At 35.8% G+C, this 24,139-nt stretch carries 20 protein-coding genes and 3 pseudogenes; 12 read left to right on the top strand and 11 right to left on the bottom strand.

What is annotated here, in order from left to right:
- Positions 1 to 63: 63 nt before the first annotated feature.
- The 7 genes and pseudogenes from ltrA to ACLHDF_RS25450 all read right to left on the bottom strand — a co-directional run bounded on the left by ltrA (position 64) and on the right by ACLHDF_RS25450 (position 5,884).
- Positions 64 to 1,869 carry a group II intron reverse transcriptase/maturase gene (ltrA, locus tag ACLHDF_RS25480; RefSeq protein WP_413921352.1) on the bottom strand — a complete coding sequence of 602 codons (1,806 nt, stop codon included), beginning with the start codon at positions 1,867 to 1,869 and terminating at the stop codon, positions 64 to 66.
- A gap of 716 nt (positions 1,870 to 2,585) precedes the next feature.
- A pseudogene (mobL, locus tag ACLHDF_RS25475) lies at positions 2,586 to 3,053 on the bottom strand (relaxase MobL); the annotation flags it as partial.
- Positions 3,050 to 3,403 (bottom strand): hypothetical protein, encoded by a 354-nt coding sequence (locus ACLHDF_RS25470; RefSeq protein WP_413921351.1) that lies wholly within the window; start codon positions 3,401 to 3,403, stop codon positions 3,050 to 3,052. The gene ACLHDF_RS25470 and the pseudogene mobL, both read right to left, overlap by 4 nt.
- Positions 3,400 to 3,660: a hypothetical protein gene (locus tag ACLHDF_RS25465; RefSeq protein WP_413921350.1), complete on the bottom strand. Its 261-nt coding sequence runs from the start codon at positions 3,658 to 3,660 to the stop codon at positions 3,400 to 3,402. The genes ACLHDF_RS25470 and ACLHDF_RS25465 overlap by 4 nt, the downstream gene beginning before the upstream one ends.
- A gap of 259 nt (positions 3,661 to 3,919) precedes the next feature.
- Positions 3,920 to 4,807: a hypothetical protein gene (locus ACLHDF_RS25460; RefSeq protein WP_413921349.1), complete on the bottom strand. Its 888-nt coding sequence runs from the start codon at positions 4,805 to 4,807 to the stop codon at positions 3,920 to 3,922.
- A gap of 10 nt (positions 4,808 to 4,817) precedes the next feature.
- A complete protein-coding gene (locus tag ACLHDF_RS25455) occupies positions 4,818 to 5,399 on the bottom strand; it encodes a MerR family transcriptional regulator (RefSeq protein ID WP_413921348.1) in 582 nt (193 codons plus the stop codon).
- A gap of 14 nt (positions 5,400 to 5,413) precedes the next feature.
- Positions 5,414 to 5,884 carry a C40 family peptidase gene (locus ACLHDF_RS25450; RefSeq protein WP_413921347.1) on the bottom strand — a complete coding sequence of 157 codons (471 nt, stop codon included), beginning with the start codon at positions 5,882 to 5,884 and terminating at the stop codon, positions 5,414 to 5,416.
- A gap of 1,540 nt (positions 5,885 to 7,424) precedes the next feature.
- Here ACLHDF_RS25450 and ACLHDF_RS25445 point away from each other — a divergent pair.
- The 10 genes and pseudogenes from ACLHDF_RS25445 (at position 7,425) to ACLHDF_RS25400 (ending at position 17,875) form a co-directional block, all read left to right on the top strand.
- Entirely contained in the window at positions 7,425 to 7,955 is a 531-nt protein-coding gene (locus ACLHDF_RS25445) for a MerR family transcriptional regulator (RefSeq protein WP_413921346.1), read from the top strand.
- Positions 7,956 to 9,004: 1,049 nt separating this feature from the next.
- Positions 9,005 to 10,306 (top strand): replication protein, encoded by a 1,302-nt coding sequence (locus ACLHDF_RS25440; RefSeq protein WP_413921345.1) that lies wholly within the window; start codon positions 9,005 to 9,007, stop codon positions 10,304 to 10,306.
- A 109-nt stretch (positions 10,307 to 10,415) separates the two neighbouring features.
- Positions 10,416 to 11,204 (top strand): plasmid stabilization protein, encoded by a 789-nt coding sequence (locus ACLHDF_RS25435; protein ID WP_413921344.1) that lies wholly within the window; start codon positions 10,416 to 10,418, stop codon positions 11,202 to 11,204.
- A gap of 78 nt (positions 11,205 to 11,282) precedes the next feature.
- Complete coding sequence (locus tag ACLHDF_RS25430) at positions 11,283 to 11,648, top strand: hypothetical protein (protein ID WP_413921343.1); 366 nt, start codon at positions 11,283 to 11,285, stop codon at positions 11,646 to 11,648.
- Between the two features lie 434 nt (positions 11,649 to 12,082).
- Positions 12,083 to 12,901 carry a TIM barrel protein gene (locus ACLHDF_RS25425; protein ID WP_413921342.1) on the top strand — a complete coding sequence of 273 codons (819 nt, stop codon included), beginning with the start codon at positions 12,083 to 12,085 and terminating at the stop codon, positions 12,899 to 12,901.
- 24 nt (positions 12,902 to 12,925) lie between these two features.
- Positions 12,926 to 14,277: pseudogene (locus ACLHDF_RS25420) on the top strand (amino acid permease).
- Positions 14,278 to 14,417: 140 nt separating this feature from the next.
- On the top strand, positions 14,418 to 15,431 hold the full coding sequence (locus ACLHDF_RS25415; protein ID WP_413921341.1) for an SIS domain-containing protein: 1,014 nt from the start codon (positions 14,418 to 14,420) through the stop codon (positions 15,429 to 15,431).
- 159 nt (positions 15,432 to 15,590) lie between these two features.
- Positions 15,591 to 16,373 (top strand): fructoselysine 6-kinase, encoded by a 783-nt coding sequence (gene frlD / locus ACLHDF_RS25410; RefSeq protein ID WP_413921340.1) that lies wholly within the window; start codon positions 15,591 to 15,593, stop codon positions 16,371 to 16,373.
- A 59-nt stretch (positions 16,374 to 16,432) separates the two neighbouring features.
- Positions 16,433 to 17,161, top strand: a complete 729-nt coding sequence (locus tag ACLHDF_RS25405) for a GntR family transcriptional regulator (protein ID WP_207372628.1) — start codon at positions 16,433 to 16,435, stop codon at positions 17,159 to 17,161.
- A 501-nt stretch (positions 17,162 to 17,662) separates the two neighbouring features.
- Positions 17,663 to 17,875 (top strand): helix-turn-helix domain-containing protein, encoded by a 213-nt coding sequence (locus ACLHDF_RS25400; protein ID WP_235918805.1) that lies wholly within the window; start codon positions 17,663 to 17,665, stop codon positions 17,873 to 17,875.
- Positions 17,876 to 18,106: 231 nt separating this feature from the next.
- On the opposite strand, the gene ACLHDF_RS25395 is transcribed toward ACLHDF_RS25400, so the two are convergent.
- Entirely contained in the window at positions 18,107 to 18,511 is a 405-nt protein-coding gene (locus ACLHDF_RS25395) for an SMI1/KNR4 family protein (RefSeq protein ID WP_413921423.1), read from the bottom strand.
- Positions 18,512 to 18,870: 359 nt separating this feature from the next.
- Between ACLHDF_RS25395 and ACLHDF_RS25390 the strand changes: the two genes are divergently transcribed.
- Together ACLHDF_RS25390 and ACLHDF_RS25385 are read left to right on the top strand one after the other, a co-directional pair.
- Positions 18,871 to 20,337: a serine hydrolase gene (locus ACLHDF_RS25390; RefSeq protein ID WP_413921339.1), complete on the top strand. Its 1,467-nt coding sequence runs from the start codon at positions 18,871 to 18,873 to the stop codon at positions 20,335 to 20,337.
- Positions 20,338 to 20,592: 255 nt separating this feature from the next.
- Entirely contained in the window at positions 20,593 to 20,808 is a 216-nt protein-coding gene (locus ACLHDF_RS25385; protein WP_413921338.1) for a DUF6007 family protein, read from the top strand.
- 103 nt (positions 20,809 to 20,911) lie between these two features.
- Here the strand turns inward: ACLHDF_RS25385 and ACLHDF_RS25380 are convergent, their stop codons facing one another.
- From ACLHDF_RS25380 to ACLHDF_RS25370, 3 genes and pseudogenes are all read right to left on the bottom strand, one after another.
- On the bottom strand, positions 20,912 to 21,457 hold the full coding sequence (locus tag ACLHDF_RS25380; RefSeq protein ID WP_413921337.1) for a DUF4241 domain-containing protein: 546 nt from the start codon (positions 21,455 to 21,457) through the stop codon (positions 20,912 to 20,914).
- A gap of 436 nt (positions 21,458 to 21,893) precedes the next feature.
- Positions 21,894 to 23,179 (bottom strand): annotated as a pseudogene (locus ACLHDF_RS25375) (IS110 family transposase).
- A 426-nt stretch (positions 23,180 to 23,605) separates the two neighbouring features.
- On the bottom strand, positions 23,606 to 24,139 hold a 534-nt coding region (locus ACLHDF_RS25370; RefSeq protein WP_413921336.1), incomplete at its 5' end, for a hypothetical protein.

Raw genomic sequence — 24,139 nt, 5'->3', positions numbered from 1 at the left:
TTTTCCCCCACCTCGCACCGTGCATGCAACTTTCATCGCACACGGCGCTCCATCTATTGTTTCTTATTGAAGTTTTTCTAAGTTACACACCTTACGGTACTGATTAATTTTCTTGATGAGTTTCTCATCAATCTGTATTGAGGTTGTGAGATTACTTATGATTTGTTTGTTTTTAGAATGTATAAGACGGTGTATATCCCTATGGATTATTCGAAGATTATCGAATTCATCTCCCCCTCCAAGGTGTCTTGGCCTGTAGTGATGGCAATGAACATCTTCTGCTGGTAAAAATACACCTGTAACTTCACACTTACCACTTTTCATGCTGTATCGTGAGATACGATTATCAAGATATTCAACATTTCTGTCAGGAATGTATGACTTCATAAGTTTGTTAATTTCTATAGCTACATTCTTAGAGAGACGTTTGTTAATTTCCATTCTTCCTCGTGGTGTATATGGCGTAATATCTTGTTTGAAACAAAGGTTGTTTCTTGTTTGTACATCTTTCATTGGATAGAGCCACGTTTTTGCCACTCTGAATGTTTTGTAATTAGACTGATAGAACTTCCTGAAAGAGTATGTTGCATTAATAGGTTTGCCGTAATATGCTTTTTGCCTGAGTCGGTTATACATAGTGCGGGAGATGTCATAGTATATTCTATTAAAATCTAGATTAACGAGAGTGGCCTTTTTGAAGTAGTTATGAATTCCAAGTATAAACCCGTTCCACTTAAGTGCGTTCTGTGTTATTGGTTCTTTTTGAATTGCTTTTATGATTGTTTTAGCCTGTTGTTTAATTTGCTTTTTCTTCTTTTCAGATATACCTGTTTGTGCCACTCGTCTGCCGTTTTTCCCTTTTCTTTCAGCTTTTATCGTAAATCCAAGAAATTCTGATTTTCTCTTTCGTAGGTTAGTAATTTGGGATTTCTCCTCAGAGATCTCAAGTTTGAGTCTGTCCTTTAAGTAAAGTCTAACTGCATGAAACCATTTAACTGCCGTTTGATAATCTCGACAGAGAATTTTAAAATCGTCGGCATATCTGACGATATATCCTTCTTTTAGATTGGTCCTTTTCAGTGCAGCATTTCGATTACAAATATTATGATAATTAAAGTCAGGTTCAAACTTCTCCCACTGCCTTGCGATCCATTGATCAAGATCATTTAAGACGACATTGGCAAGGAGTGGAGATAATATACCACCTTGGGGCACCCCTTTTGTAGGGGTACCTTCCCCTTGGATTTCCGCCTTGAGCATTTTACTTATAATGGCGAGCACTTTCCTATCACAGATACCAATATTCCATAGCTGTTTCATTAGCTTAGTGTGATTGATATTATCAAAGAACCCTTTAATATCAATGTCTACGATATAATGTAATTTTCCCTTATTGATTAAAAATTGTACTCTTGCAAGAGCATGGTGAGTACTTCTCATTGGTCGAAAACCATAGCTATGATTATAGAAGCGTGCTTCTGTGATAGGCTCTAAAATCTGTTTGAAGCATTGTTGAATTAATCTATCTTCAATGGTTGGTATACCTAAGGGCCTGAACTCCTCGTTTGGTTTTGGTATCATCTTCCGCCTTACTTTATCAGGTTTATAGCTAATTAACTTGTTTCTCACAAATCCCACAATTTGTTCATCTTTTAGATTTTTGAGATACGATATCGTTTTCCCATCTGTTCCAGGAGTTTTAGCCCCTGAGTTCCTTTTGATGTTTCTATATGCCAGGAGAATATTTTCTCTTGATGTAATTAGGTCGTATAGTCGAGTAAAGTTTTCCCCTGTTTTACTCCTTTCATATAGTTCATCAAATGTACTTGTAAGATTGTAATAATCAGCATATCGTAGTCGTGTTTGCACGTTGGATCACTTCCCTTTTTAGGCTTAGTGACATTCCCAACATCTTACCTGACCCTTGCAACTCACTTAGAAAAACTTTCAATCTTTAAGAACAATAGACTTAGGCCTATTCCTCCACACCCATTACAGATGTTTCATCGGTCATGACCTTACTCTCACCAAACTAAATCTATTTCGGAGTTATAACTTCCTTATAAGAACCGTCAAGAGAATAGTCTTTTATATGACGTGTCTGGCTTTCCTCGTTCCATCAACCTTAGCTATCCTTTATACTTTTAGGTGCAACCTTTAGGCCTGCGGGCCTTACGACGCCATCGTCCGTCGTGCGAATTTCATAACAACAAATCTTACTTTTCGGTGTCCCGCCCTGCGTTTTTATGCAGTTTGAGTGTTTCCATCTCAATCACAGTTTAGACCTGTACATTCAGTTGTTCGTCAGTACCAACCGGTACATTCTCACCATGAGTATCTTTTCAGCCGACCGAGCTATCAGTAACCGTATCTTTAATTATTGACTTAGGTTACCTTCATCCGACTTCACCTAGCTTAGCACCCTACACCGTATTCGATGTAACGCACGTAGGAGTATTATCGAGGATGTTTCTACTAGACATGTTAGTATCATTCCATCCTTCAGGTTGATAGTTTCACCCTTATTCAAGAGCTATCTCTTTTCATCGAAATAATTATCGATTTATAGAGAAACAAGTCACACTGTTGTCCGTGTTGTAGTGTATAGCAGCTGACCAAATAGCTGACTGATCTAGCTTTTCCCTTTTAAGCATTTCCTTCATGGACTGACGGGTAATCTCCATTAATTTTTTCTCATCCACTGTATGAGTATGAGAGTCATATAAACCATTTTCTTGGAGCCAAGGGTTATGAAATGTAATAACATCTTGCCACATGATACTGTTATTTTTTTGTGCTATTTCAAATAAACCTTTCAATTCTTTTTTCTCATCTTCATTTAACTGATCCGAGTGCTCTGTAAATAAAGAGGACGTCTTATCAGGGTTATTCATATAGTCTTGATAAAGAGAAAATAGTTTTTCATGTGCTTCTTGATCTTTCTTTGCATCGTCACGATCAACATACTCCACATACTCTTGAAATGCTTTCTTATCAGACGTAACAAATTTCGTTTTAAGCACGACTCCTGGTGTAACAGAGGACTGATTCATTTTTCATATCCCTCCAATAAAGAAGCGAAAAGCTCACCCCGTTTTGCTATGCTATAATCCTCAACTTCTTTTAAATTGTTCCTCGTAGATCGTTCAATATTTTGCTCCATATATAGCAACTCTTTTTTAATATGAAGTCGTTCCCTCTGAAAAAGATCCTCTATATTTTGAGTAACATTCTTTACGATCTTTTTTATCGAATCATCCTTTCTCTTTTGCGCTTCCTCATGCTCCTGACAGATACGAGAAATCGCATCACCTGTAAATGACAAGTGATGTTCTTTCATATAAGATTGGATATATTTTTTCACTTCAGGTGGTAACGATACTTTCATACGCTCTTTCATCATAATGGTTCATTTCCTCCCATCAATTCATGCATGATGTCATTCATATTTTCCATTGTTGTTGAGCACTGACCCATCATTTGAAGAACTTTCTCTAGCATGTTTTCAAGTTGTAATTCCCTGTTGGTTTGTTCATGAAAAAAAGCCAGCGTTTCAAGCTGACCTTTTAAAAATTCCTGACGAGAAATCTTTTTTTCTTTTGCCTTTTCGTCAATCTTTTTTATTGCGGTTGCACTTACATTTCGTATGATTATATCCACTACATTCGTTCCTTTCCTGTAATTTGTGGTTCTCCACTGAAACAGAGAGAAGAGCATAAGGGGTTTTTGCTATCACACGGGGTGATAGGCTAGGCAGAGCCTAGCAAAACCGTGATATCACGAAAAACTCTAAAGTGTGAACCTGCTGTTGACCTAAACTCCTCTATGTGAACCTACTGTGAACATGAAAAACTAATGATGTGAACCTACTGTGAACCTCTAAAAAACACATGTTGACCTACTGTTGACATGTGTTTTTTCACTTCATGGCTAAATCTTGTTGCTTTTCATTCAATTTTTGAAGCTTTTCTTGTAAACTTTTTTGTTCATCTTCATAGAGCTGAATGCTTTCATCACTCGACTGAATGGCATCCTTTTTCATCGCAATTTTTGATTCAGTATCGGCTTTTTCCTCATTCACTTGGTACTTCATATCACGTTGTAACCCGTTCATTTCTTGTTGCGTTTGGCGCTTATGTTTGGCTTCTACTGTGATTGCTTTTTCATAGTTTTTCATTTTCTTTTTGACAAAATCTTTTTCTAACTCATTAACTAAAAGCGCATATTCTTGTTTGGTTTTTGTTCCTTTTCCTTCTTCACTTTTCGTTTTTCGTTGGTCAGAATAGAGTGTCGTAATTAACGCATGAGCGTCTATTTCCTCTGTTGAATCTGTTTCTGAATCACTCGTTACTTCATCTACGTTTACCGTTTCTTTTTCTTCATTTTCTTGATATAGATCAAAGGCAAGTGCTTCCCAATTTGGAGATAGATCGCTGATTCTTACCACATAATAGCCATCATCTTCATACAATAAATGAACAGGTAATTTGATGTTTGGATTCGCTTTTTCTTGTGCAACAAAGCTTACTTCTTCTTCATCTGTTTGATCCATTTTGATGACCATATCCAGTGAGCCATTAGCCGGATGATACACACGATTCTCAATGGTTACGGTTCCTGTTATGTTAGAAGAAACTGCCTCATAGGTTTTGGTATGATACAAAGGATCTTCTGTTTTTAAATAGAATTTTGATGTCAGTAAGGATAAAAAACCGATAAAGAAAAAGATCAACATTGCTGTATACTTCCATGATCGATTGCGATTTAAATTAAATCGATAATCTTCAAATTGCTTCTTAAATGTCATCTACTCCACCTCATTTCATGATTTCTGTTTTCAATTCTTCGATACTATAAACCACCCATTTATTCTCTTCTTTCCGTAGAGAAACTTTAATAATGTCATGCGTTTGATCGTCTACATTCTCATCTTTTATGACAAGATGATTCGTAAATTCAGCAATCACTTCGACATCTTCTTGCCCTCCATCATATTGTTGTACATAAAGCTGTACATCGTTTGGAATGGAAGTGTAACTATCTCCATATACGAACTTTTCAGAAGGATAAAATTGCTCATAAAGCTCTTTGTCCATGATAGATTTTGCAACCTTCTTTCGTTCCTCAAATCCTTCTTTTTCACGATGATAAGACACATCGATGAATTGATTAACCGTATTCAAGTAATCTCGTTTTTGTTGTTCTTGGGCAGAAGGGCGAACTTCACTTAGTTGTTTTTTTAGCTCTTTATTCTCTTCTTTTAAGCTGTCATTTGTGACTTGAATTTGTTTCGAAGCTGTTGTGTTGGAGATATTATGGTTAAGGTAGATATTGAAAATGGTCACGCCTGCCACCACAAGGGCAAGCGCTCCAAATAGTAGTGCTGCTTTATTTTTCATCGCCTTTTCTCCTTTTAAAATCGTTTTACTCTTCCATTAAATCGTTCACCAAAATACGTTCCTTTTGCCATACTTGCGATGGCTACACCTGTTTTTCCTTGGCAGCCTAAAAACTGATTATTTCCAACGTAGATGCCAACGTGGCCGTCTTTTTTATAGGTATCGAAAAACACCACATCCCCAGGCTTCATGTCTTTTGGATTAATCGCTTGCCCTTGGGTTTTGAATGTATCGGTTGCCACACCTGACATCGGACCGACATTCACCCCTACCTGTTCGAATGCCCATCTTACAAAACTTGAACAATCAAAATGTCCTGCGTTAATATCAGATTGAGAGCGCCCACCACCAAATACGTATCGTGTTTTGCCAATCAACGTTTTACCCGTATCAATCGCTTTAACACCCGACTTACCACTACTTCCCCCACTTGCAGGAGCTGCTGGTTTTCCTTCAGCTGTGACCGTTCCTGTGTAGTATTTCAAAACCGCATCTTTATAGGCGTAGAGTAAGCACCCAACGCCTTTCTATATTACTGTAGTAGGTTTTCGAATGCTCCTCTCCTCCCCGAACCGGACTTACATTTCTCAATGTATCCGACTCCCCATCTGTCACCTGCTAAACTTCTCCTTTATGCCTTTTGATATAGCAGTCTTTACATAACGCATCTAATTATTGTAATTAAAATACATAATATTCTTATTAATTACATTTCCCTCTCAATAAAAAGATATATTTTCCCTATATTTACACTCTATTTTTCTTAGAATATTTCTATTGATATTTTCATTAATAACGAAAATATCCCAATTGCAACCATACAACCTGCTCTCTCTAGTAGAATCTGCATCAATGTAATTAAAAAAATAGTTTACAAGGCTGTGTTGCCCGTCGACATGCTTTTCATTACCCAGACATGATGCAGGACAACATTAAAACTAGGGAGTATAAGGCTGTGTTGCCCGTCGACATGCTTTTCATTACCCAGACATGATGTAGGACAACATTAAAACTAGGGAGTATAAGGCTGTGTTGCCCGTCGACATGCTTTTCATTACCCAGACATGATGCAGGACAACATTAAAACTAGGGAGTATAAGGCTGTGTTGCCCATCGACATGCTTTTTATTACCCAGACATGATGCAGGGCGACATTAAAACTAGGGAGTATAAGGCTGTGTTGCCCGTCGACATGCTTTTTATTACCCAGACATGATGCAGGACAATATTAAAACTAGGGAGTATGAGGCTGTGTTGCCCGTCGACATGCTTTTTATTGCCCAGACATGATGCAGGGCGACATTAAAACTAGGGAGTATGAGGCTGTGTTGCCCGTCGACATGCTTTTTATTGCCCAGACATGATGCAGGGCGACATTAAAACTAGGGAGTATGAGGCTGCGTTGCCCATCGACATGCTTTTTATTGCCCAGACATGATGCAGGGCGACATTAAAACTAGGGAGTATGAGGCTGCGTTGCCCATCGACATGCTTTTTATTGCCCAGACATGATGCAGGGCGACATTAAAACTAGGGAGTATGAGGCTGCGTTGCCCATCGACATGCTTTTTATTGCCCAGACATGATGCAGGGCGACATTAAAACTAGGGAGTATGAGGCTGCGTTGCCCATCGACATGCTTTTTATTGCCCAGACATGATGCAGGGCGACATTAAAACTAGAGAGTATGAGGCTGTGTTGCCCATCGACATGCTCTTTATTACCAGGTACAATACAGATTGATGTAGAATTAGAATAGGGAGAAAACATGTTATCCTAATCAATATAAGTTTCTTCTCAATTAATACTACATAGATACACTTTGAAATCCTATTACCATCAATAAAAGGAATTTGGTAAAGTACCTTTTATAAAAGTGATGTAGCCTTAAAACATTATAACTACTAAAAATCTCTAATTCTCAGTAACTTATTAGCTAGCAAACCATTTTTTCTAAAGAAGATTGGTCTACAAAGGACTTCACTTTACCGTATAGAATTCTACATATAAAAGGAGGGTGTCACTATGGAAAACGACACAACAAGATCTGAAAAAGCATATTGGACAAATGAAGTTGCTAAAAGATTAGATATAGCTGTTACAACAGTACGCAAGTACGCTACTTTGATGGAAAAACATAGTTATAAATTTATACGTAATGAGCATGATCAAAGGGCCTTTTTGGAACGCGACATAACTGTTTTAAAAAATATTCAATCCCTAAGTAAATCACCTGGCATTACGTTAGAAGAAGCTGTGAAAACTGTCCTTGAGGATATTCCTAAGACCCCTGTGTCGCCACCCGACATAAAGGAAAATGACCAGTTGCAAGCTATAATTAACCAATATGGTAATGAATTTACTACACTAAAAAATGAGAATGCTGAGTTAAAAAATATGATGTTAGAATTACAGGATATGATGAGGGAGCAAAAAGAATATATTGCTGTTTCACTTGAAAAACGTGATAAACAAATTACTGAGTTTTATAAAAAGACTATTGAAGAAAAACAAGAGAGAAAAAAAAGTTGGTTCCAGCGTCTCTTTAATAACTAATTACTATTAACCTGATCTTGAGCTAAAGTAATAGTTCAATCAATTCTGTATCGCCCACCGACATAGTATTTTTCCCTAAATAAGATGTAAGTTGAGATCAAAATAGTAGTTAGTTATCCATATGTCGCCCTGCAATACAGAATTGAATTTTAAGTTCAATATAAGTTGATCTTAAAACGATAACCAGTTACCTATATGTCGCCCTGCGATACAAAAATAAACTACAAGTACAACATAAGTTGATCTTAAAATAACAATTAGCACTCATATGTCGCCCTGCGATATACACTTTTTTTCACAAGTTGAACTACAATTCAACTTGTTTTTTTTATACAAGCGATTTTAAAGATTATTTGTCTTACTAAATAATCTTTAAACCCTAATTATTTAATATTTGGAGATACTTGAATCTCTACAATTCACTTTGTATGCCTAGTAGGATAATTTTGGATGTGATATAAACTGGAGATTTAACTTTAATACCAAGAAAAAGGATGATATACGTAACAGGCATGAACTTATTTTTGTTAAAAAAAATGGATGTAGAAGAGGATGAAAAAAATCATCCTGCCTAAATTGATCTTTTCGTATTAACATAGAGAGAGTAATGAATCTATTATCTTCGAAAAAACTTTGTCTTAAACATTTCATTTTCTAATTAGGTACTCTATGCTGTAATAGATTCATCTCTACCTAGATATGTAGGTAAAAATAATTGTTTTAAGAGATATTATAATTTTTATTGAATTTTGAGACGAGTTAACGCTATAATAAAACTAACAAAAATGACCGGAATAGAAAAAAGACTTCAACTGTTTAAGAAGTGTTGACCGCACTCTTAAACCGTTCACCCTAACGACGGTAGGGAAAACACTTGTCGAAGTCTCTTGTTAATAGAGTTAGTTTTTCTATAAGATAAAACTTATGTTTTTATTTTATATGAAATAGCTATCTATTTCAAGGGCTTAGTTCATCAAAATCAAGGCATTGTTTTCCTTTTCCAGGGAAACAGTGTCTTTTTTGTGTTCCTTAAAGGAGACGATGAACAAATGACAAAGATATTAACCTGCTATTTAAAAGATGTAGATACCTTCAATGGACGGTTCAAATGGTTATGGACCAACAAATCCACACTTCGTAAAAAGAAAGAAGATTTTTTAGAAAGTCTTCGTGCCCACTTTAAACAACAACAATCAGCTATACATAAAGAATTTCCTAAAAAGAGAATGGAAATGCTCGATCATGTCATCTATAACCTAGTGGCTACGGGCATTCAAGCGATCCGTTCTGAAACGCTCATGAAGAAATTTAATGTGTCCAAAAGTACGGTTTCTCGTTTTGTACGTTCGTTAAAAATGACGCCGTTTATTATTGTTTCTCGTTACATTAAAGAAGACACAAAAGGTGCTCATCCTGACAGCTATGTATTCATCCTTAAAAGTCATAAAAACTTTGACAAAATTTGTGATGAGATCTTTTTTGCCCATGACACGACAGAGGTTCAAAACTTCCAAAAAGAAGAAATGACAACTCCTGTGACAACTCCTGTGACGAATCAAGAAATGGCTGAAAACGTTGATATATCAAGCTTAGAAGCCGATAAATCACCTGATGCCTTTATTAACCTTGATTTACCTGTAAATCATATAAATAATCATTTAATGTCTGTTTCACAGGCCTTCACCTATATCAAAGGTGTTCCTAAGAAAGTGAATCAAGTCTATGCAGGTAAATATGGACATCAACTACAAGACTTTTATGCTCGTATTCAAAATGCTGCAAAAGCTGTAAAACGAGATACAGAGATTGAGATTAAAAAAGAGCAAATACATGAAATTGCGTATACATCCATTGTGGGATTAGATAAATATGTGCATGAAGCCAATCAACAAGGCAATCCTTTATCCCTACGGGATATGTGTCGATTAATCTATCAAATTGCGAAAAATCAATTTTATGAATTGGTAAACCCTAAAGAGCAAGATTATTCATCAGTATACGCACATCAACAAGAAGTTATACATAACGAAAGCAAAGAAACAACATCGGCTAAACCAAAACGGATTATCCGTAAAGAACTCGTTCCAGATTGGTTAAAAGCTGAACAGCAGCAAGAAGAAGCTACAAAAGAAACAGAGATTTCTTTGGATCAACAGCTTGAAATGATTCAGTTAAAGCAAGATTTAGGACAAGAGCTAACACGAGAAGAAGAGAACTTGTTGGAGGAGCACAGCTCCACGTATAGTTTGTTGGAGATAGCTCAGGTAAAACAAGACTTAGGACAAGCTTTAACGCCTGAGGAACAAGACTGTTTGCGTCATCATAACCAGTTAAAAGACACAGCTTCCTAATCAAAAAAAGTAGAAATTCCTTAGAAGCTGATGTTTTAATAGAATATGTTTATTTAGATCTGTGTTCTAAATAAACATTAACTAAAAATCTACGCAGGAGGAGACTATTATGCCACACAAAATTACCTTAACTGGATCAGCTACAGGACCCTTACGTGAATACGATCGCTATGTTGCCTTTGATATGCGTGAAAAAGGGTCACCATCTGCGCCTAAAGGATTAAAGAAGAGTACGTTTATTTCGTATACGGTATTTGTTGCGAAGAAAGCCTTTAATAAAACAGGGCTTACGAAGAAAAGCATCATGCATGAAAAGATTTTAATTCAAGGGGAACCAACGTTGGACATTCCCATTGATGAATGCCCTGGTGAAGTAGGGGTCATCTGTTTTCAAATTACTGTTCTCCCGAATAAAAATGACAAAGAGAAGAATCAGTCAGAAGCGAAAAAAGAACCTAAACAAGAGGCTTCTGCGTCTTCTGAGGCACCTCAGAGGACGGAATCTAAAAAACAGGCAGAAGAGCAAGCACCTGTTTCTCAACCTGTAGCAAAAGTAGAGAAGAAAGAAGTACAGTCTATTCAGCCAGAAGTACAACAAGAGCCTACAGAAGCGAAAAAGGCTGAGGAAAAAAAGAAAATACTGTCCAACCAACCGAAGGGAACCCAGGATCTATTGAATTTTGATGATATTATCGTTCCTGAAGAGTTCTTAAAGACACGCCCAAACCCTGAAAAAACGCAAAAGGTTATCGATTTTGTGAAGCGTACAGGGCGTTTAGATGAGCCGTTGACGATTGAAAAAGGATCAAAGATTTTAAAAGATGGATACCGCCGTTATGTTGTGGCAAAAACCGTGAAAATGGACAAAGTTCCAGTCGTCTATGAATATCAAAAATAGGTTACTATCTTTGGATATGTTCGAAATGCTAAGTAAAACCTATATAGGTAACATCTTTAACAGGTGGAGGGATATGCTTTGGGAAGAGAAATTATCTTTGGTAAGGATGAACTTACTTTAAAATTGACCGGATTGGTGGGTTTTTTTGCCCTAAAGCAAAAGGTAAAAATACCTTATCGTCTAATAAAAAGTGTCTATGTAGATTATTTTGATGCACCACAATGGATGATAAGAATGCCTGGAACCTCGGTATCCCCTCTTAATATTTATGAGGGTAGCTTTAAGTACGGGAATGAATGGTATTTTCTTTCTTACGAACATCGTGTACCTCTCGTTATTATTGAGTTAGAAGGGCATAAAAAATATAAGTATGTCATAGTAGAAATGAATGATCCTACTGATACTGCAGCAGAAATTAGAAGAAGGATACGAAAACTTAACTGAATCCTTCACTTATAATTTTTATTGAACAATGCTTAGGTTCAATAATATATGTTGTTCCTCCAGTCTTTTTACCTCAGTGTGAAGAGTATAGCATCGACTTTTCGATTTGCATAAATTGAATTCACCAACATAAGAACGAAGTTCTGAACTGGTTAACTGTTCCGGATATAATACGCGAGTCGCTTAATAGACATAGTTCTACTGAATTGCCTGTGTCTATGTCAAATCAACATAGCTTTTAAGTACAAAAGAGAGCCTTAGGGCTCTCTTTTGTATTTAAAAACGTATTATAAATGCTTTGAATTTTGTTCAAAGTTACCATTTTCGATGCAACTTAATTTAAAAATTTAATTGCAATTAATGTACTTGTTGATTATAATACAAGGCATAACAAATAAAAGCGTTTTCAAATTATAGAGGAGGGGGGATAACAATTGGTGATTTCAGGAATGAATGTTACTTTTAGGCATTATCCTTTTCAATACTTCTTAGATTCCATGAATCATTTGGGAATTAGTAGTATTGAGCTATGGGCTGGCGAACCACACATGTATGTTTATCGAAATGCTCTTAGTAATATCAGGAGCATAAGGAAGGAAATTAAGTCTAGGGACATGAACATTGTTTGCTATACACCAGAGCAATGTGTTTACCCTTATAATATTGCTGCTCTAGATTCACAGTGGCGAAAAGAAAGTATTAACTATTTTATAGAAAATCTATATGCTGCCTTAGAGCTAGAGACTAATATGATGCTTATAACTTCCGGAATAGGAGACTTTTCTGTTTCTAAAGAAGAATCATGGAAGTTTGCAAGTGACTCAATTTTTCAATTATCAAAGATAGCTGAAAAGGAAGGGGTAAACCTTGCCTTGGAACCTTTAACTAAATTCGAGTCTAATTTAATAACTGACTCTAGGGGGCTTAAAAGAATGATAGAGGAGATTAACTCTCCTTCATTAAAAGGAATGATTGATACCGTAGCAATGCAGTTAGCTGGTGAAACACCTAATGATTACTTTTCTATTCTTCCGGAGTTATGCCATTTTCATTTAGTAGATGGAGATAGCCAATCAGATGCCCATTTGGCATTAGATGATGGAGTTTTGAATTGGAGAGAATATCTGACAAGCCTCCATACCCATGGCTATCAAGGGACTTGTACTTTGGAGATTATGGGTTCAAATTATTATCAAAATCCACAAGATGCAGTCATGAAATCTGTTCAGAAAGTAAGGGAATTAAATATCTAATAAATTGAATGTGGAGGATCTCTTATGAGTAGTGGCACACTTACACGAAAACTGGGTTTCTGGTCTGCCCTCGCTATTGCTGTTGGAACAACCATAGGTTCAGGCATTTTTGTCTCCTCGGGTGATGTAGCAAGAGCTGCAGGTACACCTTCCATCTCTATCATGGCTTGGATTGTGGGAGGATTGATTGCTATTCCACAAGTCATGGTTTTAGCAGAGTTATCGACTGCTTACCCCCAAAATGGAAGCGGTTACGTTTACTTGAATAAAGCAGGATGGAGACCTTTAGCCTTTCTATATGGATGGGCAACGTTCTGGGCGCTAGATCCCCCATCTATTTCTATTATGGCTCTAGCAATCGTCTCTTACTTAGCAACTTTCTTTCCATTTTTCTCTGGAATACCTGGAAAACTATTAGGTATCGCTATTATTTTAATTATCACTTCTATTCATTATCGAAGTGTAAAGGAAGGAGGACTTTTTCAAGTAATCATTACTGCAGTTAAAATTGTTCCCTTCCTAATCGTTATTGTTCTCGGTTTCATGTATATGAATCCAGATAATTTTTCTTATACTCCTGCATCTGTGTCTGAGAAAACAAGTCTAATTGGTGGCGTATCTGCTACTACATGGGCTTATACGGGAATGGCAGCAATATGTTTTATGGCTGGAGAATTCAGGAACCCGGGAAAACACTCCCTCGAGCATTAATTGGTTCTGTATTTATAGTATTAGGCTTATACACGTTACTTGCAGTGTGTGTTATAGGCTTGATGCCTTTTGATAAATTAATTAACTCAAATGCTGCTGTTTCTGAAGCAGTAAAATATATTCCAGGATTATCTGATATTGCATCATCATTTGTAGCTATTACAGCAATTATTGTGATTTTAGGTTCATTGAGCTCTTGTATAATGTTTCAGCCTCGCCTAGAGTATGCAATGGCAAAGGATGGGTTATTTTTTCAACGTTTTGCAAAAGTTCACCCTAAATATGAAACGCCAAGTTTCTCTATTATTGCTCAGGTCACGTATGCATGCATTCTTGTGTTCTTTAGTAATTTAACAGCATTACTTGGTTATTTTACACTGATTCAATTAGTTATCAATATTATGGATTTTGTTGCTGTCTATAAATGCCGTAAAAGGGACGATTACAACCCAATTTACCGTATGCCAATGTGGAAGTTAACGACTATTCTAGCTATCCTAGGAGCCTCATGGCTTGCTTGGGGAACATTTACCTGGGCTCCAATACAAGGGATGGTTGCAGCATTTATTGTTATCGCAACTGGTCTGCCTGTCTACTACTATTGGGAAAAAAAACATGGGGTAAGTAATAAAAAAGATGAACAAGTCAGTGGCATAGAAGGATGAAACGAGCAAATTAATTCTTTTAGATTATTTTGTTTAAAATAATTATTGTACAATTTGTTATAATTGAATATAATACAAGACATAACAAATTAATGTAAAATTTTGTTTTATATGTATCTATCTACTAGGAGGAATGTTTGATGTTAAAATTTGATGAAGAATTATTTCTTAAGCTTGTAGAGAAAGAAGGTCTTGCTTTTAGGGGGCAGATCGAAGACATTGTAGATAAGATCACAGAAAAGGGTTATAGTAATATTTTTCTGATTGGTGCTGGTGGAACTATTGCGATGATGTATCCTTACGAATACATTTTAAATTCAAATTCCACAATTGATGTACATGCAGAAATTGCAGCAGAATTCATGGTTATGAATCACAAGCATTTCAGCAAAGATTCTGTTTGCATCTTTACATCGGTATCTGGAACTACCAAAGAAACAGTAGCTGCAGCCGAGTTTTGTAAAGAGAGAGGTGCTACTACCATTGCTTTAGTGGCAGAGCCTAATACTCCGTTAACACAAATTGTAGATTTCTGTATCACTACGGGCTCTGAAACACATTCCTTTGATACGTTCTTTATGCTTCTATATATGTTTATTTTCCGTTTTATGTATAACAATAATGAATTCTCTCAATATGAGCAATTTACAAAAGAAGTTTCCTTACTTCCACGTGCAATTCTGGATGCTGTTAAATCCTTTGACAAAACAGCAGAAGAATTTGCTATTAAACATAAGGAAACAGATTATCACATGATGGTTGGTTCTGGTAACCTATGGGGAAACACTTATTCATACGCAATGTGTATTTTAGAAGAAATGCAATGGATTCATGCGAAGTCTATTCACGCTGCAGAGTTTTTCCACGGTACACTTGAGCTAGTGGTAGAAGATACAAGTGTTATTTTATTGAAAGGCGAAGATGAAACAAGGCCATTAGTGGACCGCGTTGAAAGGTTTGCTAAAAAGATTACAAAAGATCTGACAGTTATCGATACAAAGGAGTTTAAAATGGAAGGTATTAGCGAAGAGTTTAGAAAACATTTTGCGGTAAGTATCAACTGGTCGGTCTTAAGTCGAATTAGCGTTTATCTGGAGCGTGAAAGAAATCATCCGTTGACTCTTAGAAGATATTATCGACAAATGGAATATTAAAATTACTTTGGAGGATAGCCTATACGTTCTGACTTCTCTAAGAGATTGAATATATAGTTTTCCTTAGCTTATTAAAAAACCATATATTAAGAAGAGAAGTTGACACTTAAATTAGGAGTTATCCTCCTTCCTTTAGTAGAAAGAAAGTGGGGAAAGAGGATGAGAGTAGTTACAGTCGGAGATAACTGTATGGATGTGTATCAAGAATTAGGGAAGACCTACCCTGGAGGGAATTCTGTCAATGTGGCTGTCTATCTAAAGGCTCTAGGCGCTAATTCATCCTACATTGGTTGGGTTGGTTCCGATAAATATGGGGATATAATGGTAAAAGCCATTAGGGAAAAGGGTGTCGATACTTCTCATCTATTGAGAAAAGAAGGGAAAACTGCTGTTACCTATGTTGAATTGATAGATAATGATCGAAGATTTGGAGAATATGAAGAAGGAGTAATGGAAAATTTCACTCTAACAACAGAGGAACTCTCTTTTATTCAAACTCATCAACTTGTACATTCAGGAATATGGGGACATACAGGGAAGTACTTTCCTCTTTTTAAAGAGAAGGGGTTGCTTACATCATTTGATTTCTCAGATCAATTAAATCATAGTGAAGTAAAGAAACTACCACAATTTGTTGATTACCCTTTCTTTTCTTATACAAGGGATGATATTTATATACGTGGGTTTTTAAAGGAGGTAAGAAGCCAAGGATCTAAAGTTGTCGTAGCCACTTTAGGTGAGAATGGTTCGTTAGCATACGATGGTGAACAATATTATAAATATGGTGTTAAAGAGGATAATGTAGTAGATACAATGGGTGCTGGGGATTCTTTTATTTCTGGTTTTATTTACGGATCATTGAAAGGGCTTTCTATCGATAAGTGTTTAGAGTTGGGGACGGATACAGCTACAAAAACAATCAGGTATTTTGGTGCATGGTAACTGAGAACCAATGTATAATAAGATTATATAATTAATTGATAGATAAGGATGAATTTATTATGGGTTTAAATCCTTCGACCCCCCAGCCACTATACATGCAAGTAAGACAAATGTTAAAAAACAGTATTCAACAAGGAAAATATAAACCAGATGAGCAAATCCCGACGGAAGCAGAACTTTGCGAAGCTTATAACGTAAGTCGTATTACTATACGAAAAGCAATTGAGGAATTGGTAAAGGATGGGACTTTAACACGCATCCCCCGTAGAGGTACATTTGTTGCATCTAATAAGTTTCATAATGAATTACTATCTGTAAGTGGATTTTCTGAGTTTAGTCACCAGCTGGGCATGATTCCTAATTCTCGAATTTTGAAGAGTGAGGTTATACCAGCCCCTGAAGATGTTGCGCGTCATCTCCTAATTAAGGAAGGAAGCCCCATTTTGGAGCTTGAAAGGCTTATGTATGTAAATGATCGTCCCCTTTTCTACGATATTGCTCATTATTCGTTAATTCGTTTCCCGGGTCTAGAAAAGAAAATAGCAAAAAATGAATCCACTTATAAAGTCCTTTTGGAAGATTACCATACAGAAATAGTAAGTAACGAAAAGATTATTGATGTCATTGGTGCAACACAGGATTATGCAAAGCTATTGGAATGTGCTAATGGAGCTAACCTTTTTAGAATCTTAAAGATTGCTTTTGATGCAAATGATGAGCCTGTGCATCTCTCTACCTTTATGTGCGAGACTAACAAGGTTAATTTAACTGTTCATCGAGCAAAATAATTTATAATAATTAGTTGTTATAATCTATTTAAAAGGCAAGAATTTGTAAAGTCGATTCCCTTACATTTCCTATAATAGTAGAGGCATTATGTTATCGAGTGTTATACCTAATGCTTAGTCTTTAATCTAAAACAAACGAGACTATCCGTGGTCTCGTTTGTTTAGTTATGTTAGGAAAAATACAATTGATAAAATCCATTTGGAGATTTTTAAAGTTTCATTTTATGGCCCCAAAACCTTAATTTTTTCATCATATCATTAACAAAGACCGCCCATTATGTATCAGTATATAAGGCGGTCTTAACTATATTCATGCTATATGTTTATGACAAAAGTATCGACATTATTCTCTTTTATATAAAACTAATTTGCTTTGTACTTTACTATATGTTAATTGTTAAAAAGTAATGCTTCTTTTATTGAGCAATGCTTATTTTTTTTTGCATAGATGAATAGTTTAAAGAAAATGTGTCCATCCTTTATAAAAAGGAGGTTATTGTAGTGGCTAAAAGAAGTAAGTTAGGTAGATTTTTAGATAAGGAAGGTTATAACATAACAAAATTAGCCCAAATGACGGGTTTAAATAGAAACACAATTAGTAAAATATACACTGATTCAAGTTATGTTCCATCTGGAGCTACAATAAAAAAGATTATGAAGGCATTAAGGTCACTTGATCCAAGCAAAAAGACCGAGGATTTTTTTGACATATGAAAAGGTACAATAAGCGTGCCTTTACTTATTCCTCTCCCTATTTAAAGGGAATGACCCTCTATTTTGAAAATAGAAAGTCATTGATCCATGCCTGCCTGTCACTAGTCAACCCTAAGAAGGTGACATCTCTAGTCATATCCAACATAAATGTAATCTAAACTTTTCACATAAACATATATCTTAATTTCCAGTTCAGATAACAAAGATACAGGGAATAAAATAAAGAACTATTTAAATGCTTAATTTTCCACTTATCCAATCTTCTACAAAATCATTCAAAGAAGGCGCAATCTGGGTTTGTTCATTGTTCCCATGATTCCAAAGATAAATATCATTTTGTTTTATTGATCTATCTGATATTGAATATCCAAACATATCACCATTCCTAGCATCTGCGAAAAATAACAAATTGTTAAAAGGAAGGTATATGTCCTCCAATCTTTCTCCTAAATTTAAATTTTCCCTTATAATTTTCTCTACAGACCAAATTAATGAGTAACCATAACTATCATTTACACCATTTGTTTCATACAACAAACTTCTTAATTCTTTTGGAATCTGAATACTAAATAGCTTTTCCAGCACTTCTATGTCCTCTATACTAGCCGGTTCTCCATATACACATCCTGTTGAAATATTTTGTATTAAATCCTTTCACATAGGCTCACCCCCTTATTAAAAGATTATGTGTTAAGTTGGTAAGATAACAAATAATTGCTTTAATAGCTGTGAGGAAATTCACAGCTTTAAAGTCTGGAGAATGTTACGATGTATTTAACCTTACTAACAAAGGGTCAGTCTTCCTTTGCATTATCTAAGAACGATCACTCTGTAGTAATCTCTGTTCTTTTATGTTCGGAGATTTTTTTCTATGTTGAGAATACCTTCTAGTGAGAAACTAAAAATATGACATCTTTGTTAACAACAAGGTCTTTCTCTTCTTTATCTCGAAATAACCTAATTGTAGAAAAAAATGGTAAAGGAGACAAAGTCTTATGCAAAAAATAAAATCCTCTCTTATAGATCACCTACGTGGTTATACAAAGGAAATGATGAAAGATCTAAATGTGCCAGGGGCAGCAGTCGCAATCATAAAAGATGGAGAAATTATTCTTTCTGAAGGATTTGGATACCGTGACATTGAAAATAAAAAAACTGTTACACCAAATACGCTATTTGCAATTGGCTCATCTACAAAAGCTTTTGGTACACTTTCTCTAAGTTTACTTGCCCAGCAACAAAAATTTAATTGGGATAAACCTGTTCAAAGTTATATTCCTACTTTTTCACTCCATGATCCTCTAGTAAGCTCACAAACTACATCTCGTGATTTGGCCTCTCATCGTTCTGGTGTTAGTCGTCATGAACTGCTATGGTATGGATCTTCATTAACACGAAAAGATATTGCGGAAAAAATTCGATATTTGGAGCTAGATGCACCATTTCGTACAAGCTTTTTATATAATAATTTAATGTATGCAACCATCAGCCATATGGTAGAAGAAATCACTAATCAAACATGGGAACAATATGTAACCGAACATATTCTACAACCTCTTCATATGGAAGATACAAACTTCTCGGTTACCACTTCACAAGAAGCAGATGATCACGCACTTCCATACATTGAAAAGAACGAAGATATAGTCAAAGTCCCATTTCGTAATATCGATACAGTTGGCGCTGCGGGATGCATAAACTCAAATATAGAAGATATGGCTAAATGGATCCTATTTCATTTAAATCAAGGAAAAGTGGACCAACATGAGCTTATTACACCAGATATGTTACAGCAGATGTATCAACCGCATATTCCAATTCCAGATGAACCACTTTTATCTACATCAGAAACAACACTAAATTGCTATGGACTTGGCTGGTTTATTAGTGCATATCGAGGTTATAAAGTAATCCATCATGGTGGGAATATTGATGGTTTTTCAGCACTCGTATCTTTTATACCAAAGGAAAATATCGGACTTGTTATATTAACAAACACTGGAACAACGTTATTACCATCTTACCTTGCGAATCAAATTTATGATGAGCTTCTGGGGCTAGATGCAATTGACTGGCATAAAAGAGCTGTAGAAGATACAGCTAAATTTAAAGAAATGATGAAAGAATTAGATAAGCCTCTTCCACAAGTAAAAGAGACAACCCTTACGCATGCAGTAGAAGAATATACAGGGATATTTGAGCATCCTGCATATGGGGAAATGGAAGTGTATAAACAAAACGATACGTTATATTTAAAGTGGGAATCAGTTGATATAGAGATGAAACATCATCATTACAATGTGTACACGACAAAGTGGAATCTTTCTCATACGGAAATGAATGTGTTAATTTCCTATGAGATGGACGTAGAAGGGAAATTATCACAGTTTAAATTGCATTTACCACCGATGTTGAGTACAAAGTCAATTGTATTTAGTAAAATTACAGATAGAAATTCATAAATTAAATATAAAACTTAAAATATATTGGTTTTAATAAAAGGAAAGTATGAGCTGGGACGCAAACTCTCGCTCAATACTTTCTTTATACCTTTCTATGTGGATATAGTACTAAATAGTAATGTTCAACATAATTTTTCAGAAATCCTTTCTTTAGAAGATTGATAACATATTCATATCCAGTTAACATAAAACGCATTATCGGTACGAATTATAAATTTATGGTAGGATAATCCTTAGAAGGAGGAATATAGAAAGTTGAATAATGTATTAAATACAAGAAAACTATTCAAAGACATGATGATGTGGGAATGTGTATTGTTTATACCTTCACTTTTACTCATGTCATATTTACCTTTAAATAATTTATTAGATATGTTTATTAACGTTATTATTTTTATTTTAAGTGTAATAGGGATATTTGCTATTCGTATGTACATAAAAGATCGAAGAATGACTTGTGTCGACAAATAAAAAGAGCACCTATAAATGGGTGCTCTTTTTTAGAATCTAGTTCACATAATGGATTTTCTAGGTAGCAGTAAGAGACTTCCTTTATTGAAAGTCTCTTACTGCTTCATTCTTCTTCATCTTCTACGTAAAATTCCAATAACACAGCTACAATTTCATTTTGATCATTGTATTGAACAAAAACGGGATAGTATCCATCACCTATACCAGACATTGAAACTGTACCACCTGCTACGATGCCAGCTTCGTCATCAGAAGAAGCGATGATGTCTGAGCACGCGACATAATATTTCATGCCTTCTTCGTCCATTTCTATCTCATAAATATTCTTTACTTCATATGAAATAGCTTCATCTCTTCCGAAAACGGATGCATCAAATATACCCGCCATAGCAGAATCAACGCCGATATTTTTACCTGTTTCTATCCATTCTGAACCCAGTTCAACATCACGGTGACAGGCCATTAATTTAGTTATCGTAAAATCTTCAGTGAAGAAGACAGTCGATTCCCATTCTCCACTTTTAGCTGGCTCCAATACCCAAGATAATATGTCACTTTCGTCAAACGCATCTTCTACTGGATAACACGGATCTGAAACAATAAGTTGATTTCCTTTCACTTCGAAAGAACCTAAGATTTTTTTATTCATATTTTTACCCCCATTTATTTATTAGTTTAATTCATCTAATTCAATAAATGAAGATGTATACTATATACAAAGCTCCCTCTATAAATTGAGTAGCATCAAGGGTTTATAGGGGGGGAAATAAAATATAAAAAATTTTTTATGTTCATTTCGATCCTTATATTTTCATTTTTATAAGAAACTGGTACTAAGGGGAATAGCTTCGCTATTCTTTTTCCATTATTTTAAAAAAAGATGGAGACATACATATGGTCGCACAATGGATCTCTATATGTCTCATAGCGATGAAACCTCCCATGTCTCTCAGCGTCTTAGCGCCTACATTCCTTCGTTCAATCTGTCTATGAGATAGAGTTTGGTAATGCTAGTTTGCAAGGTCGAATGCCTGGAAAAATGCTTTATCCCAAATACTCCGTGCTTCATTTTTAATGGACAAAGGTTACGCTCCTAGAGCTAAAGAAAGATGGGGAATATCTCGTATCATTCGCTCTTCATCAAATGGACATTGTTTCTGACCTACAGTATGTAGAACACGAACTAACTTCCCACAAAGTACAATCAGTGATTGTTTCTTACGTAAAGGGTTTTCCTGTCTGGTTGTGTAGTACTTATGCAGAGCCTTAAAGGCTCGATTATGACGAACAAGGGGCATAACAGTCCGAAAGAGCAACGCCCTCAATTTAGCCCTTCCTCGTTTGGTAATTCGTGTTTGTCCTTTATGCTTTCCTGAGCTGGATTCTCGCAAATTTAATCCCGCGTATTTTAAAATTTGGCGTGGATTTTCAAAGTTTTTAATATCGCCCAACTCAGAATAAAGTTCAATCACCGTTACCATCCCAACACCAGGTACAGTCAGCATTTCAGCAATACCCGGCAGGGTGAGCACAAGGTCTTCCAATTGTTTTTCTAATACATGTAGTTCTTCTTTCAGCATCTTATATCGTTTGATATTTGTGGCTATTTCTCGTTGTGCCATCTGTAGTCCAACAGTTAATCCTACCGAACGTCCAGCAGCCTCTTGAAGTCGCCGTATTCGTTTATGGCTTGGGCGTTGTACTCCTCCGTAAGTGGACCATATTTCTGCCACCCTTTCGGGTGTTGTTTGATTAAGTTGAACTGGAAGAGGAATATGTTCTAGCGTGCCAACGCCATCTTTCCACTCCAGTCTTTAAAAACGGTTAAAAACTCTGGAAAATACTTATCTAGCCAATTATGAATCCGTCCTTGTAGAGACTGTAAATCACCTACAATTTGGTTTCTAATTGTAATTCCTGCCTTTACTTCTGCATCTTGATCCATTGGTAAGCGAGGATAAGAAAATCGACCATCTTTTATCAGTTGAGCGATAACTCTAGCATCCTTGATATCATTTTTCGTTGGAGAGTTATCGTCAAGTTCTTTACTTCGCTTAACGTGCAGAGGATTAACGACTCCGAAGGAGACAAGTCTTTCTTTTAGTGTATAGGCTAGATTTAACCAGTAATGACCTGTAGGTTCCATACCAACTAGAACATCAGATTTCTCATGTTTATGTTGCATCTCTTCCAACCAGGCAAAGAATCCTTCAAATCCTTCTTTTGTATTCGTGGAGGTTAGAGCTTTCCCAAGAATTTTCCCACGATCATCTTGGGCGCGAGCAACATGCTTAAATTTAGCAATATCTACTCCAACAATCAGTGTATGGGGTGTAACTTGATTTAACTTTTCGTTTTGAATACAATTCATAAGAGTCCTTCTTGAATGATGAATTGAAGTCATGGCCATGACCTTCTGCATCATATCAAGGGGACTTTTTTATTTCAAGACACCAAGTAATTTCAAACAGGAATGCTAGTTAACATAAACACTCTTCAAGGAACCAAGCAAACGAAAAAACCCTTATAAATAAGGGTTCTCTGAAGGGTTTTTTTATTGGATATGCGGTTTCTTATACACCTTTGATATGACCGATTTTTCCCGTTCACCCGTTGAGAGGATAATGTATAAGAAACCTACCTTTTATACATATGCTAATTCATCCAAAAATAGCCATCATGGCAAAAATGTGCTATTGTTTACTTGCGGTTATATTTTGGTACTCTATAATTGGCAATCCTAGTAAAAAGCTATCTCGGTATTATCAGGCGAGATAGCTTTTTATATTCTTTATCATTATGTGAGATTAATTTTAATCCCACCGGAAGAAGCTGATGTTCTTGGTTTTCCATCTCTTTGCTGTTTAGCTGAACTTCTGTATTTCTCCATTAATTCATGAATACTTGCTACCTGTATAATGCGAATATGATCTGAAGATACCGCATACCGAACAGGCGTAATTAAAATAACGGAAGGAAAGATGGCTCCTCGATCTTCTGGCTGCCACTGCAATGCTTTCCACTCATCCGAAAAGAAAAACTCCTCATATAAACGGATTTTATCCTGCATTTTCTGTTCTGAATACTGAGTTCGTTGTATTTCAATCCAAAAGGGAGATCCCTTAAAAATACAAAACAGGTCTGGTTCAATTCCTCCTTTTCGTCCAGTCGGCTTATCTTCGACAATGACCTGTTTAGGACTACCATAGGACCACATTTGCTTATAGACATCTAGAATCGAAAGGAAATGCAATATTTTTTGAGAGTTCTTTTTAATCTTGGCATCCACAGGTAAATAGACCGTCGGAGAATACTGCTGTGTACGTTCAAC

Source organism: Priestia megaterium (genome assembly GCF_046599315.1).
In the GTDB taxonomy this organism is placed as follows: Bacteria; Bacillota; Bacilli; order Bacillales; family Bacillaceae_H; genus Priestia; species Priestia megaterium_F.
This window is presented reverse-complemented; position numbering and strand designations above follow the sequence as displayed.